Origin of the sequence: Amycolatopsis methanolica 239 (assembly GCF_000739085.1) — a bacterium.
Taxonomy (GTDB): Bacteria; Actinomycetota; Actinomycetes; order Mycobacteriales; family Pseudonocardiaceae; genus Amycolatopsis_E; species Amycolatopsis_E methanolica.
In genome coordinates this window covers 6,870,543-6,885,145 of the sequence record NZ_CP009110.1, presented here as the reverse complement: position 1 = coordinate 6,885,145, position 14,603 = coordinate 6,870,543, and the positions used below count along the sequence as shown (strand labels likewise).

Here is a 14,603-nt window from a genome sequence, read left to right as displayed (position 1 = left end):
AAAGGTTGGGAATAACCCACGCAAAAAGTTCCCCGTGTCACCCTGACGAGTGACACTGGGCGGGTGTCCAGTACGGACAGTCAGCCGAGCGCGTCCAGGTGTGCCCGGATCGGGGTGGAGAACGCCCAGCCCGACGAGGCGTCCCAGTTGACCGACCACGTCATCACGCCGCTGATGCCCGGCCACGCGGTCGCCGGCACGTACGACCCGCAGCTGGTCCGCGTCGCCAGGCAGTCGAGCGCCGCGTTCACCACCGAGGGCGCCACGTAGCCGCTGCCCGCCGCCTGCGCGGTGGCGGGCAACCCGATCGCGACCTGGTCCGGCCGCAGCACCTGCAGCAGGTGGCAGGCCTGGGCGGTGATGAAGTCGACGCTGCCCTGCGATACCACCTGCCCGTCGCACCCGAGCATCGACCCGGAGTTGTAGTACTGCGTGTGCACGACGGTGATCAGCGGTTTCACGCTCTCGATGAGCGTCAGGTACCGGCCGCCGGGCTGCACGTCGAGCGTCTGCGGCGCCATCGTGACCAGGAAGCCGTCGCCCATGCGGTCGTGCACCTGCGTCACCGCGCTCGCGGTGTTCGCAGCGTCGAACGTGCCCTCCAGGTCGACGTCGATGCCCTGGATGCCGAACTCGGTCGCGACGCGGGTGAACGAGTCGACGAAAGCGCTCACCCGGTCCGCGCTGCTCAGGTCGATGTTGCCCCGCTCGCCGCCGATCGACAGCACGATCGACTTGCCCGCCGCCTTCTTGGCCGCGATGTCGGCCTTCAGGTCGGCATCGGTGTAGCCGCCGAGCGCGTTCGACAGGTCCGGGTCCACGCCGAACGTCACCGCGCCGGGCGTGGCGGGGTCGGCGTTGGCGAAGGCCAGCACGATGACGTCGTAGGCGTCCGGCACCTGCGACAGCTTCAGCGGCTGTGCCGAGTTGACGAAGTTCTGCCAGTAGCCGGTGAACTGCTTGGACGGCAACGCGGCCTGCGCGGGCGCCCAGCCGAGCGCCACGAGGAGCCCGGCGAACACGAGCACGATCAGTCGTTTCATGTGCGGGCCCTTCCTAGAACGGGGTGAGGGTGACGGTGCAGGACCGCGGGGCGGGGTCCTCGATGTAGGAGGCGAACCCGCCGACGTCGTCGAACGCGAAGCCGTACGCTCGCCCGTCCGCGGTGGCGGTGTGCATGATCCGCGCGTAGTGGTTGGTGACCGCCGTGCGGTAGAACGCGCCCGGGTCGGAGACCGGCTGGTTCGGGTTGTCCAACAGCGTCGAGCGGTTCAGCGCGGCGCCGAGCAGCGCGGCGACCGGGCCGGTGAGCCCGTCGTTCGGCGCGGCCAGTGCGCCGTCGCAGAACAGGATGTCCCGTGTGGACGGTCGGCGGATCGGCGCGGCGGTGCGGCCGGAGCCGTCGCGGACGACGAGGTTGCCGTCGGATCCGACGCGCCCGGTGAAGACCGCGGATCCGGTGTCCAGCCGCAGGTCCGTGCTCGCGTACTTGGCCCAAACCGCGTCGGTGTAGCTGTCGAAGTAGCTTGCGGAGAACCGGCCGGCATCCAGGCCATGACCGGGCGCGATCACCCGCAGGTCGTCCACGACCAGGTTCGCGAAGTCCGGCCGCGCCCGGACCTGGTCGAAGATCTGCGCCCGGCCGCCCGCCCTGAGCGTGCCGGTGCTCTGCGACGCAGCGCCGGTGAGCTGGATCGACAACGGCACGCTGAACTGGTCGACCATTGTGGTGTTGCAGTGCATGCCCAGGTCGTCGAGCGTGAACTCGACGAAGTCGTGCAGGACCGGGTAGTTCGGGTCGCCGGCCACCCACCCCGCGGGGTATTGCAGCGCGGGCCGTCCCGCGCCGTCGGTCACGGCCTTGAACTTGAGCTTCTGGCCCAGCGCGAAGTACAGCCGCCCGGACATCGGCGGCACGTTGATCGTGGTGGCGCCGCTCGCGCGCAACGGGATCGCGTAGTCGGTGAAGCCATCAGAACCGTTGTCGGACAACGAAACCGGCGCGATCGACCCGTCCGCGCGGACCCGGAACTGGTTGCCCGCGCTGTCGGTGCCGACCAGGTAGCACCAGATCGAGGTGTTCGCGAACTCGCCGCTGTGGTTGACGATCGTCAGGGGCAGCGCGGTGGCCGCGCTCGCCGGTCTGACGGAGAGCGCCACCGCTCCGGCGCTCGCGGCGAGGAGGAAGCTCCGGCGACTCAGCATCGGCAGACCCTTTCATCCGACCTAGTGGGTGGTCTATACCAATGTGAGTGGCGTGCGCGGCAACGGACAATAGGCTCATCAGGTGAAGTGCTGACAGGCGTTGTCCGGTCGCGGGACGGCCGGGAAGGGGTGGCTGCCCGATCAGGCAGGCTGGAGGGTGTCGGCCTCTTCGCTCGGCGGCGGCGTGATCGGATCGTCCGCTGGGCGGCGGCCGTGCTGGGTGATCAGGACGACCGTGGCGCCCTCCTCGGCGCCTGCCGTGCCGATCGGCGCCTGCGCGACGACCACGCCCTCCTCGGGGGCGGGCATGCCCTCGGGCCCGGCGGGGACCAGCCCGGCGCGGCGCACGATCGAGCACGCGTCGTCCGCGCCGAGGCCAACGACGTCGGGCACTTCGACTATTGGCCGGTGCCGCCGCATGCGACCAGTCTAGGCGCAGATCGACGACGTGCGCCGCGATCGGGAACCGGGTATACCGGGCATGTCGACAACGACCGAGGAGGACGACATGGTGCATCCCGTGCCTCCCGGTCCCGAGCCCATCCCGCCCGGGCCGGGTCCCGATCCGGTGCCGCCGCCACCGCCCGAGCCGCCGGTGCCGCCGACTCCGCCGGAGCCCCCGATGCCGCCGCCCGATCCGCCGCTCGGCATATCCTGATCGCGTGACGGTGACCGGCTGGCGACGAGCGGTGCTGCTGTGCCTGCTCACGTTCGGCCTGGTCGGCATGCACCACATCGCCGGAGCGGACCACCCGGAGAGCGCGGTCGCGACCGTGGTCGCCCACGCCGGGCAACCCGACGGCGACCACGGCCACGGCATGACGCACGACGTGCTGCACCTGTGCCTCGCCGTGCTGTTGGCCGGGGTGCTGCTCGGCCTGTGGATGCTGCTGCGTGCGCTGCGCAACCCGCCGCTCGCTCGTCGCCCCGCCGGCCGTCCCCGCTCGCGGGCGCCGGACCGCCCCTCCGGTCGGGCGGTGCTCGCCGGCCTCTGCGTGCTGCGGCTGTGATCGGCGCTCGTCCGCCGAATTCGCAGTAGCAAACACACGAGAGGTTTCCTTCCCATGCGCAAGACCATGTTCGTGGGCGGCTTCGTGCTGGCCGCCGCCCTGCTCGCCGGATGCGGCGCGGGCAGCCAGAGCCACGAATCCCACGGCACCACCACGACCGCGGCCGAGCAGCAGGCCGGTCACAACCAGGCCGACATCGACTTCGCCCGGATGATGATCCCGCACCACGAAGGTGCGCTCGCGATGGCGGAGCTGGCGCCCGGCCGCAGCACCGACCAGGGCGTTCTCGACCTCGCCGCCCGCATCCAGCGGGCGCAGGACCCGGAGATCCAGCAGATGCGCGGCTGGCTCACCCAGTGGGGCGCGCCGGCCACGCCGATGGACCACTCGATGCCCGGCGAGATGGGCCACGACGACATGACGGCGCTCGAGCACGCCACCGGCGCCGAGTTCGACCGGCAGTTCCTGCGGATGATGATCGAGCACCACCAGGGCGCGATCGAGATGGCGCGGACCGAGCTGGCGGAGGGCTCGAACGCCGACGCGAAGGCACTGGCCCAGCGGATCATCGACAGCCAGCAGGCGGAGATCACCGAGATGCAGGCGATGCTGGCCTGACGTGCGGGCGGCGGGGCGGGCGTCCGCCCCGCCGTCACGGCCGGAGCGCGCCGATCCGCAGGCACACGCCCGTCGTCAGGGCGAGGATGCCGACGAACAACAGGAACACGTTCGCGGCCACCGCGCCCAGCCCGATCAGGAGCGCGCCGAACGTCATCAACGCGAGGCACACCAGTCTGCGGAACCGGCCGAGGTGGCGGAAGCGGCCTTCGCGCAGCGCTCTGGTCAGCTCGGGATCGCTGATCTCGAACCACCGCTCGATCACCCTGAGCTGCTGTTGCTCGTTCCGGCTCAACATGGGCCGCCCCTGGGTCGCCGTCGACTGGTCTGCTCCGGCGGATACCCGGATCAGCGCAGGTCAATCCGGGTGGCAGCGGGTTCGACCGCTCGGGGTACGGCCGCTTCGCGTGTGGTGCGGCTCATCGCGGATTCCCTGGACCGGGTGGTTTTCCCGGTCCAGGCAACGGGTACGCGGCGACGGTGCCAGACCAAAACGTGAGCGTCGCGGATCCGGCGGTGGTCAAGCGGGCGGTCGGCGCGGCGGCGATCGGCAACATCACCGAGTGGTACGACTTCGGCGTCTACGGCTACCTCACCACGACGATCAGCAAGGTCTTCTTCACCGACCTGTCCGGTCCGGTCGCGACGATCGCCACGTTCGGGTTGTTCGCGGTGTCGTTCCTGATCCGGCCGTTCGGCGGATTGTTCTTCGGGCCGCTGTCCGACCGCATCGGCCGCAAGCGCGTGCTGTCGCTGACCGTCGTGCTGATGGCGCTGGGCACGTTCGCGATCGGCGTGGTGCCCGGGTACGAGGCGATCGGCATCGCCGCGCCGCTGCTGGTGCTGTTCGCCCGGCTGGTCCAGGGCGTGTCGACGGGCGGCGAGTACGGCAGTGCCATGACGTTCATCGCCGAGTACGCGCCGGACCGCCGCCGCGGGTTCCTGGGCAGCTGGCTCGAGTTCGGCACCCTGACCGGGTACGCGTTCGGCGCGACTATCGCGACCGTGCTGACCGCGGTGCTCACCGAGGACCAGCTGCTGAGCTGGGGCTGGCGGATCCCGTTCCTGATCGCGCTGCCGATCGGCCTGGTCGGCCTCTACCTGCGGCTGCGGCTGGAGGAGACCCCGGCGTTCGCGAACTACGTGTCCGGGGAGGGGCAGCAGCGCGAGTCGGCCGGGCAGGAGTTCCGCACGATCTTCAGCCGCTACTGGCCCGCGATGCTGCTGTGCGCCGGGCTGGTGCTCGCCTGGAACGTGACGAACTACATGCTCACCAGCTACCTGCCGACCTATCTCGCCGACACGCTGCCCGGCCACGGCGAGGACGGGGTCGGGGAGACCGCGGCGCAGGTGCTGCAGATCGTGGTGCTCGTGCTGCTGATGGTCGTGGTCACGTTCCTCGGCAGGCTGTCGGACCGGTTCGGGCGGCGGCGGATCGTGATGGCGGGGTGCCTCGGGCTGGTGGTGCTGTCGCTGCCCGCGGTTCTGCTGCTCCGCGTCGGCGGGAACGTCGCGACGTTCGCCGGGCTGGCCGTGATGGGCCTGACGCTGGTGTGCTTCTCCAGCACGCTGCCCTCGACGCTGCCCGCGATGTTCCCGACGCACATCCGCGCCGGGGCGCTGTCGATCGCGTTCAACATCTCGGTGTCGCTGTTCGGCGGCACCACCTCGACCGTGATGGGAGCCCTGGTGGCCGGCACCGGCGACCTGAACTGGCCCGCGTACTACCTGATCGCGGCCGGGATCGTCGGCGCGATCTGCATCTACCTGACGCGGGAGTCGGCGGGACGGCCGTTGCAGGGCTCCCCGGCGATCGTCAGCCCGGAGGAGCTGACCGAGTCACGCCGCTGAGGTGGCGAGCACGGGTTCGACGACCTGACGGCGCGCCCGTTGCGACGCGAGCGTCGCCACCCCGGTGGCGGCGAGGGTGACCACACCCGCGACCAGCAGGGCCTCGCCCGCACCGAGCCGCTCGCACATCCAGCCGAGCAGCGGGGCGCCGGTCGCGCCCGCGGCCGCGGCGACCGCGCCGTCGATCGAGAGCACGCGGCCACGCATGTCCTCGGCCGAGTCGAGCTGCAGCCGGGTGCTCTTCGCGGTGTCGATGAGGACCGCGCCTGCCGCGATCGGCAGGATCACCGCGCCGAATCCGAGCATGCCGGGCAGGAAACCGCTGACGGTCTGCAGGAAGCTCGTCACCGCGGCGGCGCCGAGCAGGAGCGGGAGGGTGAGCTCGCGGACGCGGGCCGCGATGATCCCGCCGATCACCGTGCCGACGGCGAACACGGACGACAGCAGCCCGTAGCCCGCGGCGCCGGAGTTCAGCGGCCCTTCGGCCATGGCGGCCATGGTGACCTGGTAGTTGCGGCCGAGCCCGGACAGCACGAAGCCGAGCGTGAACAGGACGACGAGCATGTGGCTGCGGCGCACGTAGGCCAGGCCGGCGCGGACCCCGGCGCGGTCGGCCTTGGCGACGGCGAGCGGGTGCAGTTCGGCCGTGCGGATCACCAGGATGGTGACGATGACGGCGACGAAGCTGCCGGCGTTGAGTACGAACAGGAGCGCGTCCCCGACCGCGGCGGCGAGCACGCCGGCCAGGCTCATGCCGAGCACGCGGCCGGCGGAGTTGATGATGCTGCCGAGCGCGAGTGCGTTGCCGAGGTCGTGGCGGGGGACGACCTGGCCCGCGAAGCGGCCCAGCGCGGGGGATTCGAAGGCGCCGACCATGCCGGCGAGGGCGGTGAGGCCGAAGATGGTGGCCAGCGGCATGTCCTGCCAGACCATGAACGCCAGCACCAGCGCGATGACCAGGTGGGTGGTCTGGCCGGCGAGGATGATCCGCCGGGGTGGGAACCGGTCGGCGATCGCGCCGGCCCAGGGGCCGATGAGCAGCGCCGGGAGGGTCGAGAGGAGGACCGACAGACCGACCGAGGTGGCCGAGCCGGTGCGGGCCATGACGACCCAGTTGAGGCCGAGTACCTGCATCCACGTGCCGGTCACCGAGACGAAGTCGGCGGTCGCCCACAGGCGGTAGTTGTGGTTTCCAAGCGCGCGGATCATCGGCGGCAGTTCTCGCCGCAAGGGTGTTTCCTTCCAGAGAGCCGGGGTACTCCCGAGCGGGTCCCGGCGGTGGGACGTGCTTGAGGCCTGGGCCGGTCGGGGCCAGGGCCTGCGGTTTTCTGGGCACTCGCCCAGGCGCGTCACCACGCTACCGGCGGGTCAGCGAGCTGTCCTTGTGTCGATGGCGACAGCGGCTGCTGCTAACACTTCTCCGGTGTGGCCAGGGCCGCACGAGTCCGCTTCACAGCCGTTCCAGGGCGAAGGCCGTCAGGAACCCGGCCGCCGTGATCAGGCCCGTCACCAGCTGCGCCTCCTCGAACGCCTCCGGCACCATCGTGTCCGCGATCATCGCCAGGATCGCGCCCGCCGCCACCGCCGTGATCACGGCGATCGTCTGCGGCGCCGCTCCGCCGAGGAGCAGGTTTCCCAGCAGCGCCGCGGCGCCGCTGGCCAGCGCGATGCCGCCCCACACCCCGAACACGTACCGCGCGCTCCGGCCCGCCTGCTTCATGCCTGCCGCGCTCGACAACCCCTCCGGCACGTTCGAGATGAACACGGCCGCCAGCACGGACACGCCGATCCCGCCACCGCCGAGCAGCGACAACCCCAGCACGACCGACTCGGGCACCCCGTCCAGCAGCGCCCCGATGGCGATCGCGCTGCCGCTGCCCTGCACCTCCTCCTCCGAGGGCTGGCGGCCGTGCGACCGCTTCCGGTGCCGCGCGCCGCGCCGGGCCAGCGCGACGTTCGCCAGCACGTACGCCACGGCCCCGCCGAGGAACCCGAGCGCCGTAGGGAGCAGGCCGCCGGTCCGCTCGGCCTCGTCCATCAGGTCGAAGGCCAGTGCCGAGATCAGCACACCGGCGCCGAAGGCCATGATCCAGGCGACCACCCGCGACGGCACGCGCGCGAACCACGCCACCGCGGCGCCGATCACCAGCGCCGCCCCGCCGACCAGGCCCCACACCCAGGCCTCGAGCCACTCCGGCATCCGCACCTCCCGCGTCGCGTTCGCCGATCATCGTCGCGCGCCGGGCGTGGTCCTGCTCGGTTCGACGCCGGGAGAAAGCGCTTGCAGCGGCGGGCGGACCGTCCTAACCGGACGAGCTCTCGTGGTTCTGCCTGCGTTCACGTAGCGCGTCGAGCTGTTTGCGCACGTCCTCGACGTCCCAGCGGTACTGGCCGCCGGGCGTGACGAGCGCCGGCCGGATCCAGCCGCGCTCGGCGTAACGGCTGATCGACCGCCGGGACAGGCCCAGCTCGGCCGCGAGTTCACCCGAGCCCACCGTACGTCGGCGTGCAGTCATGATCGTCACCGTATTGGGTGACCGGCCGGGGTCGCGCGGCCCGTGGCCCGGTTGGCCCACATAGCCTCCATGTCCTTGTCAGCCAAACGTTTCACCGGTTGGGGTAACGGCCCCTCCGGCTCGTCCGACTTCCGGGTCGGGAAGGGGCGACATGTCGAGATGGCGCCGGAGCGACACGGTGAGCCGCCGCGTGTTCCGGCGCGTGCGGTGTCCCCGGTGCGGACGGCGACGGCGGGAAATGCGCGTGTTCGGCACGCCGCGGCACGACGCCTCCGGGAACCTCAAGCCGCGGTGGCAGGTCCGCCGGGAACTCGACGCGCAGGCCGGCGCGTGGCGCCCCGAGCCGCGCTGTGACCGCTGCCGCCAGTTTTAGAGCAGCTGCTCTGTTACTGTCCGGTCATGCCCCGGCCACGCGTGCACGACCTCGACCGGCTGCTCGACACCGCCGAGCGACTGGTCGCGGAGGACGGCGCGGTGTCGGTGCGCAGCCTGGCGAGTGCCGCCGGCATGTCGAACGGGGCGATCTACCACGCGTTCGGTTCGATCACGGCGTTGCTCGGCCGGGTGTGGCTGCGGGCGGCGACGGACTTCCTGGACCTGCAGTCCGAACTCGCCGACGCCGCCGCGTCGGCCGAGGACGCGGCGGTCGCGGCCGCCGACGCCCCGGCCGTGTTCGCCGAGCGCCGCCCGCACGCGGCCCGGATGCTGCTGACCGTCGACAAGGATCAGCTCCTCGGCCCCGGCTTGCCGACCGAACTCGCCGACGCCCTGTTCGCACTGGACAAGCGCGTGGTGGCGTTGCTGGTGCGGCTGTCGCGGGCGATGTGGGACCGGCGGGACGCGGCGGCGGTCGAGGTCATGACGACGTGCGTGGTCGACCTGCCGACCGCGTTCTTCCGGCGCGGGCTGGACGCCGGCGCCGTCCACCGGGACCGGCTCGCCGCCGCCGTGCGGGCTGTTCTCGCTGTGCCACTTCGACCGAAGGGATGATCGTGCTGCATTTCGAAGACCCGGTGCACATCCTGGACCTGGGCGCCGACGAGAACCGGTTCGCGCCGGACTGGTTGAAGAGCGTGCACACCGCGCTCGACACGGTCGTCGGGGGTTCGTCCGCGCTGGTCACGATCGGCACCGGCAAGTTCTACTCGAACGGCCTCGACCTCGACTGGCTGTCCGCGCACGGCGACCAGGCGCAGACCTACGTCGCCGATGTGCAGGACCTCCTGGTGCGTGTGCTGACGCTGCCGGTGCCCACGGTCGCGGCGGTGAACGGCCACGCGTTCGGGGCCGGCGCGATGCTCGCGATGGCCCACGACTTCCGGATCATGCGCGCCGACCGGGGTTTCTTCTGCTTCCCGGAGGCCGACATCAACATCCCGTTCACCCCCGGCATGGCGGCGTTGATCCAGGCTAAGCTGACCCCCGCCGCCGCGATCGCGTCGATGACCACGGGAACCCGCTTCGGCGGCGCGGACGCGCGAGAGCTCGGACTGGTCGACGACGTCGCGCCGGAGGCCGAGCTGCGCGACCGCGCGGTGGCGAGGGTGCGCCCCCTGGCCGGCAAGGACCCCGGCACGCTGGGCGCGATCAAGTCGACGATGTTCGCTTCCGCGGTCTCCGCCCTGCGCGCCTGAGGTTTGCGACCGTCCCTTGAGGACGGCCGTAACCCGTGCTGTGGTGAGAGCACGTCCCGGTGCTTGCCGGTGGTGAGCCGCAGCCAGGCCTCGGACCAGCCGCTGGAGATGGCGATCTCGTCGATGACGCCGGTGGGCAGGCACAAGCGCCGAAGTTCCCCCGCAGCTTGGTCGCCCCGCTCGCGAAGCCCCTCCAACTCGGCGATCAGTTCGTCGACGGTTTCGTAGCGCGCCCAGGACACGTCCTGCTCGCCGCTACGCAGGATGAGGAGCAGATCGTCGATCAGGGCCTGGACTGGGCTCATCCGAGAGATTCCGACGCCGCCGCCCCAGCGGCGGCAAGCACCCAACACCTCGCGCCGGGCACGGCACCGAGATCAACAGGCGAACCGCCACAACCCGGCTGACCAGGCGAAAGAGTGGGGCGCCTGGGGCTCGAACCCAGAACCTACGGATTAAAAGTCCGCAGCTCTACCAATTGAGCTAACGCCCCGTGAGCTCAGCTTAGCGACCTTCACCGGCCCCTCCGGCCTGGGGTGGGTGCGCTTCCCGCCGCACGGGCGCTTCTAGTGTGGCCGCACGCCCGGGAAGAAGGAGCACCGAGTGAAGCTGCTGACCGCCGTCGTGCGGCCGTTCGTCTTGGACGACCTTCGGCAGGCGCTCGAGCGGCTGGCGGTTCTCGGGATGACCGTCACCGAGGTGCGGGGCTACGGCAGGCAGAAGGGGCACCGCGAGGTCTACCGCGGCGCCGAGTACCAGGTCGACTTCGTGCAGAAACTCCGCGTCGAAGTGCTGCTGGACGACGAGGTCGTGGAGCGGGCGCTCGACGCGGTCGTCCGCGCGTGCCGGACCGGGCGGATCGGCGACGGCAAGGTGTGGGTGACCCCCGTGGACACCGTCGTGCGGGTGCGCACCGGCGAGCGCGGGTCCGGCGCCATCTAGCGGCGAGCCGTCCGCCGCAGCCAGAGCAGGCCGATCACCGGCAGCACCAGCGGGATGAAGAGGTACCCCTCGCCGTAACCGGACCACACCGTGGCGTCCGGGAAGGCCTCCTGGTCGAACACGCTCAGCGTCCCGACCACCAGCACGCCGAGTAGCTCGATCCCGATCGCCGCCACGGCAAGCCGGAACGAACCCCCGCCGCGGCGGGCCAGTGCGATCGTCGCCACGATGTAGATCACCGCGGCCAGCGCGGACAGCGTGTAGGCCAGCGGCGCCTCGTGCCACTTCGTCGAGATCTGCACCGCCGCGCGGGACGTCGCGGCCAGCGCGAAGATCCCGTACACCGCGACGAGGATCCGGCCCGGCCCCGTCGCCGTGGTGCGCCGCGTCCCCCGCTCCGAAGGCTCAGCCATGCCCGGCACTCCAAATCTGGTGGATCCGCTCGACCATCACGGGAATCGCCAGGCACGCGACGCCCAGGATGACCGTGCTCGACCGGCTCCGCTCGGCCAGCGCCCACGCCGCCCCGACCGGCAGGATCACCAGCGACCCGACGAGGTAGGCCAGGTACGTGACCATGCTCCCGGGCCGGTCGCCACCGATCAGCAGCACGACCCCGACGACCAGCTGCGCGACGAGCAGGACCTCGACCACCCCGAGCGCCACCAACAGCGCGCGCCCCGGCTCCCGGCCCCGCGCGGCGGCGACGAAGGCCCACACCGCGACCAGCGCCGCGCTCACCGCGACGGCCACGCCGAACCCAGTGATCACCGGTCCTCACCCAACCGTCGAACGCCATTACCGGTCGAAGCTTAGCCGCGTGGCGCCCGCCACCAGCCGAGAGGAGCCGCCGCAGCGGAAAATCACCCACCGGTTTCCCGTCCACCCGGATGGCCGTCCCGGCCCGTTCCACCGACACGGCGGTGACCTGTGCAGAGGGGCCCGCGCCCCGGAAATACACGGCAAACGGGTGGTGGAAAGTCAACGGGGCTCACTGTCCGTAAACCTGAAACCCTTGCCACGCCGCCGGTTCGGCGGTGCGACCGGCCGCCGCCCGCGAGGACCATGGCACGTGGGCACGGCAGTGGTAGCGATCGAGGGGGATCGGGTGATCTTCCAGTTGAACTGGCGCGGAAACCCGGAACGGATATTCACGACGATCTTCGCCATGGCCACGGACCGGGTGCCGGGCCTGCGGCCGCCGGGCCGCTGCCCGCAGCGCGCCTGCCCGTGTCAGGCCAGCGCCTCCAGCGACTCCCGCAGCTTCCCCTCGACGGGCACCGGGCGCCTGGTTTCGCGGTCCACGAACACGTGCACGAAGTGACCCTCGGCGACTGGTTCGCCCCGGTCCGACCGGAAGATCCCGATCTCGTAGCGCACGCTGCTGCGGCCGAGGTGTGCGACCCGCAGGCCGATCGACAGCACCTCGGGGAACGCGACCGAGGCGTGGTAGTCGCAGTGCGACTCCACGCACAGCCCGATCACGCCGCCGTCGTGGATGTCGAGCCCGCCACGCTCGATGAGGTAGGTGTTGATGACCGTGTCCATCAGGGCGTAGTGGACGACGTTGTTGACGTGCCCGTACACGTCGTTGTCCTTCCAGCGGGTGGGAACCTGCTGCCAGTGCGGGTACGAGGTCACGGCCGGGAGCTTAGGGCCTCTACTCTGGGGTGATCGTTCACTCGTAGGGGAATCTCAAGATCACTTGACCGGAGTAGCGCCGCGCTGGGAACCTCTTCCCATCGGGTACCAAGAGGGATGGACCGTCGCCGAGATCACGGTCCGCGTGCTGGTCGACGCCGGGATCCGGCGTGCCTACACCGTGGCCGGGGACGCGTTCCTGGAACTGCTCGACGCACTCCGGTTCGAGCCGCTGATGGCGTTGGTCACAGCGCGACAGGACACCGGCGCCGCGTTCATGGCCGAGGCCGAGGGCAAGCTGCGGGAGGTCCCGGCGCTGCTGCTCGGCGGCCCCGGCCCGGGCATCGCGGACTTCCTGGTCGCCGTGCGCTCGGCCTACCAGGACGGTTCACCGATGGTCGTGCTGGTCGAGGACCGCGCGAGTGTCCGGCTGGCCGGCCCGGGCATCCAGGACGGTCTCGCCGAGCTGGACCCGCTGACGTTGTTCGGCCCGTTCGCGAAGTGGACCGGCCGCGCCGAGGCGGCCGCGCAGGTGCCGGTGCTCGCCGCGCAGGCGGCCCGCGCCGCGCGCGACGGGCGCAAGGGGCCTGCGATCCTGGTGGTGCCCGCCGACTTCTGGGTCGCGCCGTTCGACGGCACCATCCCGGAGCCGGAGCAGCGCCCGGACGACACCGGCGCGGTGCTGCGGTCCGCGCACGAGGTCGCCGCCCTGCTGGCCGACTCGCGCTACCCGGTGGTGATCGCCGGCGGCATCGGCCGCACCGCGCGCAAGGACCTGATCGCCGCCGCCGAGCAGCTCGGCCTGGCCGTCTACACCGCGTTCCGCCGCCAGGACAGCTTCCCGGAGAACCACGCGCGCTACGCGGGCCACCTCGGGGTCGGCATCCCGCCGGGGCAGCTGGACGCGCTGGAACGGGCCGACGTGGTGCTGGCCATCGGCACCCGCCTGGACGAGGTGACCACGCAGAACAACCGGTACCCGCTGTCGTCGCAGACGCTGGTGGTGATCGGCCCCGGCCTGCCCGCGACGCACCGGCGCGGCCTGACCTTCCGAATCGACTACGAGGTCGGCCCGTTCCTGCGTCAGCTGGTCGCGGTCGGCGTCGCCAGGTCGCGGCGCAGCTCGGCGGCCAACGCGGCCACCCACACGCACATGACCCCGCCGCGCACCAGCCCGGACCACCCGCTGGTGCACCCGGCGGACGTGGTGCGGGTGCTGCGCAAGGTGGCGCCCGAGGACACCGTGGTGGCCGCGGACTCGGACAAGACCGCCCGGTTCGTGCACCGGTACTGGTGCTTCACCGAGCCGCACACCCAGATCGAGCCGCCGGACGGCGTGCGGGGATACGCCGTGCCCGCGGCGCTCGGCGCGAAGCTGGCCGCCCCGAAGCGCACAGTGGTCGCGGTGATTTCGGACGCGGCGGCGATGATGACCGGGCAGGAGCTGGAGACTGCGGTGCGGTACCGCGCGCCGATCCTCGTCGTGGTGTTCCAGAACGGCCTGTACGCCGACGTCGCCATGCACCAGGCGGCCAAGCACGGCCGCCTGAACGGGGTGTCGCTCACCGCGGTGGACTTCGCGGCCTGGGCTCGCTCGTTCGGCGCGGCGGGCTACACGATCGAATCGCCCGAGCAACTGGAGCCGACCATGCGGCGGGCGCTGCAGCACCAGCGGCCGAGCGTGATCGACGTGCGGACCGATCCGGACGTGATCGATCCGGACACCCGGCTGTCCGCGCTGTTCCAGCGGCCGCGCAAGAGCTAGCGTTCGCGACGGATCTGTGATCTACTGGTGTCGGTCTTCGAAGATTTTGTGTTCGTGTTCAGGCACGCTCGCAAGATTTGGCGGGCGTAGTGGTTCCCCACTCGGGGAGGCAAACCGATCCGTCATTGACCCGGCGCACCGGAGCGGTGTGCCGTTTTGTTTGCAGTATATGGAGATTTTTTCATGGCTCAGGGCACCGTGAAGTGGTTCAACTCCGAGAAGGGGTTCGGCTTCATCACTCCCGACGATGGCGGCGGCGACGTCTTCGTCCACTACTCGGAGATCCAGGGCCGCGGCTTCCGCACCCTGGAGGAGAACCAGCGGGTTGAGTTTGAGATCGGCCAGGGCCAGAAGGGCCCGCAGGCGACCGGGGTCAACGTCCTCTGATTCGACTTCGAACGGCAGCCCCCGCTTCTTCGTG

18 protein-coding genes and 1 tRNA gene are annotated in these 14,603 nt (G+C 71.1%); 8 read left to right on the top strand and 11 right to left on the bottom strand.

What is annotated here, in order from left to right; translation table 11 throughout:
- Positions 1–80: 80 nt before the first annotated feature.
- From AMETH_RS33665 to AMETH_RS33655, 3 genes are all read right to left on the bottom strand, one after another.
- Complete coding sequence (locus AMETH_RS33665) at positions 81–1,043, bottom strand: chitinase (RefSeq protein WP_017985593.1); 963 nt, start codon at positions 1,041–1,043, stop codon at positions 81–83.
- A gap of 13 nt (positions 1,044–1,056) precedes the next feature.
- The gene (locus AMETH_RS33660) at positions 1,057–2,205 is read right to left on the bottom strand and encodes a beta-1,3-glucanase family protein (protein ID WP_017985592.1); all 1,149 of its coding nucleotides are present in this window, start codon (positions 2,203–2,205) and stop codon (positions 1,057–1,059) included.
- Between the two features lie 141 nt (positions 2,206–2,346).
- Complete coding sequence (locus AMETH_RS33655) at positions 2,347–2,598, bottom strand: PASTA domain-containing protein (RefSeq protein ID WP_017985591.1); 252 nt, start codon at positions 2,596–2,598, stop codon at positions 2,347–2,349.
- Positions 2,599–2,867: 269 nt separating this feature from the next.
- On the opposite strand from AMETH_RS33655, the gene AMETH_RS33650 reads away from it, so the two are divergent.
- Both AMETH_RS33650 and AMETH_RS33645 read left to right on the top strand, forming a co-directional pair.
- The gene (locus AMETH_RS33650; protein WP_223843003.1) at positions 2,868–3,215 is read left to right on the top strand and encodes a hypothetical protein; all 348 of its coding nucleotides are present in this window, start codon (positions 2,868–2,870) and stop codon (positions 3,213–3,215) included.
- Positions 3,216–3,269: 54 nt separating this feature from the next.
- The gene (locus AMETH_RS33645; protein ID WP_017985589.1) at positions 3,270–3,833 is read left to right on the top strand and encodes a DUF305 domain-containing protein; all 564 of its coding nucleotides are present in this window, start codon (positions 3,270–3,272) and stop codon (positions 3,831–3,833) included.
- A gap of 34 nt (positions 3,834–3,867) precedes the next feature.
- On the opposite strand, the gene AMETH_RS33640 is transcribed toward AMETH_RS33645, so the two are convergent.
- A complete protein-coding gene (locus tag AMETH_RS33640) occupies positions 3,868–4,131 on the bottom strand; it encodes a DUF3040 domain-containing protein (protein WP_017985588.1) in 264 nt (87 codons plus the stop codon).
- A gap of 197 nt (positions 4,132–4,328) precedes the next feature.
- Here AMETH_RS33640 and AMETH_RS33635 point away from each other — a divergent pair, with 197 nt between their 5' ends.
- Positions 4,329–5,684: an MFS transporter gene (locus tag AMETH_RS33635; protein ID WP_017985587.1), complete on the top strand. Its 1,356-nt coding sequence runs from the start codon at positions 4,329–4,331 to the stop codon at positions 5,682–5,684.
- On the opposite strand, the gene AMETH_RS33630 is transcribed toward AMETH_RS33635, so the two are convergent.
- The 3 genes from AMETH_RS33630 to AMETH_RS33620 form a co-directional block, all read right to left on the bottom strand.
- Positions 5,673–6,893: an MFS transporter gene (locus AMETH_RS33630; RefSeq protein ID WP_017985586.1), complete on the bottom strand. Its 1,221-nt coding sequence runs from the start codon at positions 6,891–6,893 to the stop codon at positions 5,673–5,675. The genes AMETH_RS33635 and AMETH_RS33630 overlap by 12 nt on opposite strands.
- Positions 6,894–7,134: 241 nt before the next feature.
- Positions 7,135–7,884: a ZIP family metal transporter gene (locus AMETH_RS33625; protein ID WP_017985585.1), complete on the bottom strand. Its 750-nt coding sequence runs from the start codon at positions 7,882–7,884 to the stop codon at positions 7,135–7,137.
- Positions 7,885–7,987: 103 nt separating this feature from the next.
- A complete protein-coding gene (locus AMETH_RS33620; protein WP_410468220.1) occupies positions 7,988–8,200 on the bottom strand; it encodes a MerR family transcriptional regulator in 213 nt (70 codons plus the stop codon).
- Positions 8,201–8,599: 399 nt separating this feature from the next.
- Between AMETH_RS33620 and AMETH_RS33610 the strand changes: the two genes are divergently transcribed.
- Together AMETH_RS33610 and AMETH_RS33605 are read left to right on the top strand one after the other, a co-directional pair.
- Positions 8,600–9,190, top strand: coding sequence for a TetR/AcrR family transcriptional regulator (locus AMETH_RS33610; RefSeq protein ID WP_026153607.1), 591 nt, complete (start codon positions 8,600–8,602; stop codon positions 9,188–9,190).
- Positions 9,187–9,834 (top strand): enoyl-CoA hydratase-related protein, encoded by a 648-nt coding sequence (locus AMETH_RS33605; RefSeq protein WP_017985581.1) that lies wholly within the window; start codon positions 9,187–9,189, stop codon positions 9,832–9,834. The genes AMETH_RS33610 and AMETH_RS33605 overlap by 4 nt, the downstream gene beginning before the upstream one ends.
- A gap of 420 nt (positions 9,835–10,254) precedes the next feature.
- Here the strand turns inward: AMETH_RS33605 and AMETH_RS33600 are convergent.
- A tRNA-Lys gene (locus AMETH_RS33600) sits at positions 10,255–10,327 on the bottom strand.
- A 110-nt stretch (positions 10,328–10,437) separates the two neighbouring features.
- Here AMETH_RS33600 and AMETH_RS33595 point away from each other — a divergent pair.
- Positions 10,438–10,776, top strand: a complete 339-nt coding sequence (locus AMETH_RS33595) for a P-II family nitrogen regulator (protein WP_017985580.1) — start codon at positions 10,438–10,440, stop codon at positions 10,774–10,776.
- Here the strand turns inward: AMETH_RS33595 and AMETH_RS33590 are convergent.
- The 3 genes from AMETH_RS33590 to AMETH_RS33580 all read right to left on the bottom strand — a co-directional run bounded on the left by AMETH_RS33590 (position 10,773) and on the right by AMETH_RS33580 (position 12,417).
- Positions 10,773–11,189, bottom strand: a complete 417-nt coding sequence (locus tag AMETH_RS33590) for a hypothetical protein (protein WP_017985579.1) — start codon at positions 11,187–11,189, stop codon at positions 10,773–10,775. The genes AMETH_RS33595 and AMETH_RS33590 overlap by 4 nt on opposite strands.
- On the bottom strand, positions 11,182–11,547 hold the full coding sequence (locus tag AMETH_RS33585) for a hypothetical protein (RefSeq protein WP_017985578.1): 366 nt from the start codon (positions 11,545–11,547) through the stop codon (positions 11,182–11,184). Before AMETH_RS33585 ends, AMETH_RS33590 begins: the two co-directional genes overlap by 8 nt.
- Positions 11,548–12,009: 462 nt before the next feature.
- Complete coding sequence (locus tag AMETH_RS33580) at positions 12,010–12,417, bottom strand: acyl-CoA thioesterase (RefSeq protein ID WP_017985577.1); 408 nt, start codon at positions 12,415–12,417, stop codon at positions 12,010–12,012.
- A 100-nt stretch (positions 12,418–12,517) separates the two neighbouring features.
- Between AMETH_RS33580 and AMETH_RS33575 the strand changes: the two genes are divergently transcribed.
- Positions 12,518–14,182: a thiamine pyrophosphate-binding protein gene (locus tag AMETH_RS33575; protein ID WP_458645618.1), complete on the top strand. Its 1,665-nt coding sequence runs from the start codon at positions 12,518–12,520 to the stop codon at positions 14,180–14,182.
- A 183-nt stretch (positions 14,183–14,365) separates the two neighbouring features.
- A complete protein-coding gene (locus AMETH_RS33570) occupies positions 14,366–14,569 on the top strand; it encodes a cold-shock protein (protein ID WP_017985575.1) in 204 nt (67 codons plus the stop codon).
- The last annotated feature ends 34 nt before the right edge of the window (positions 14,570–14,603 follow it).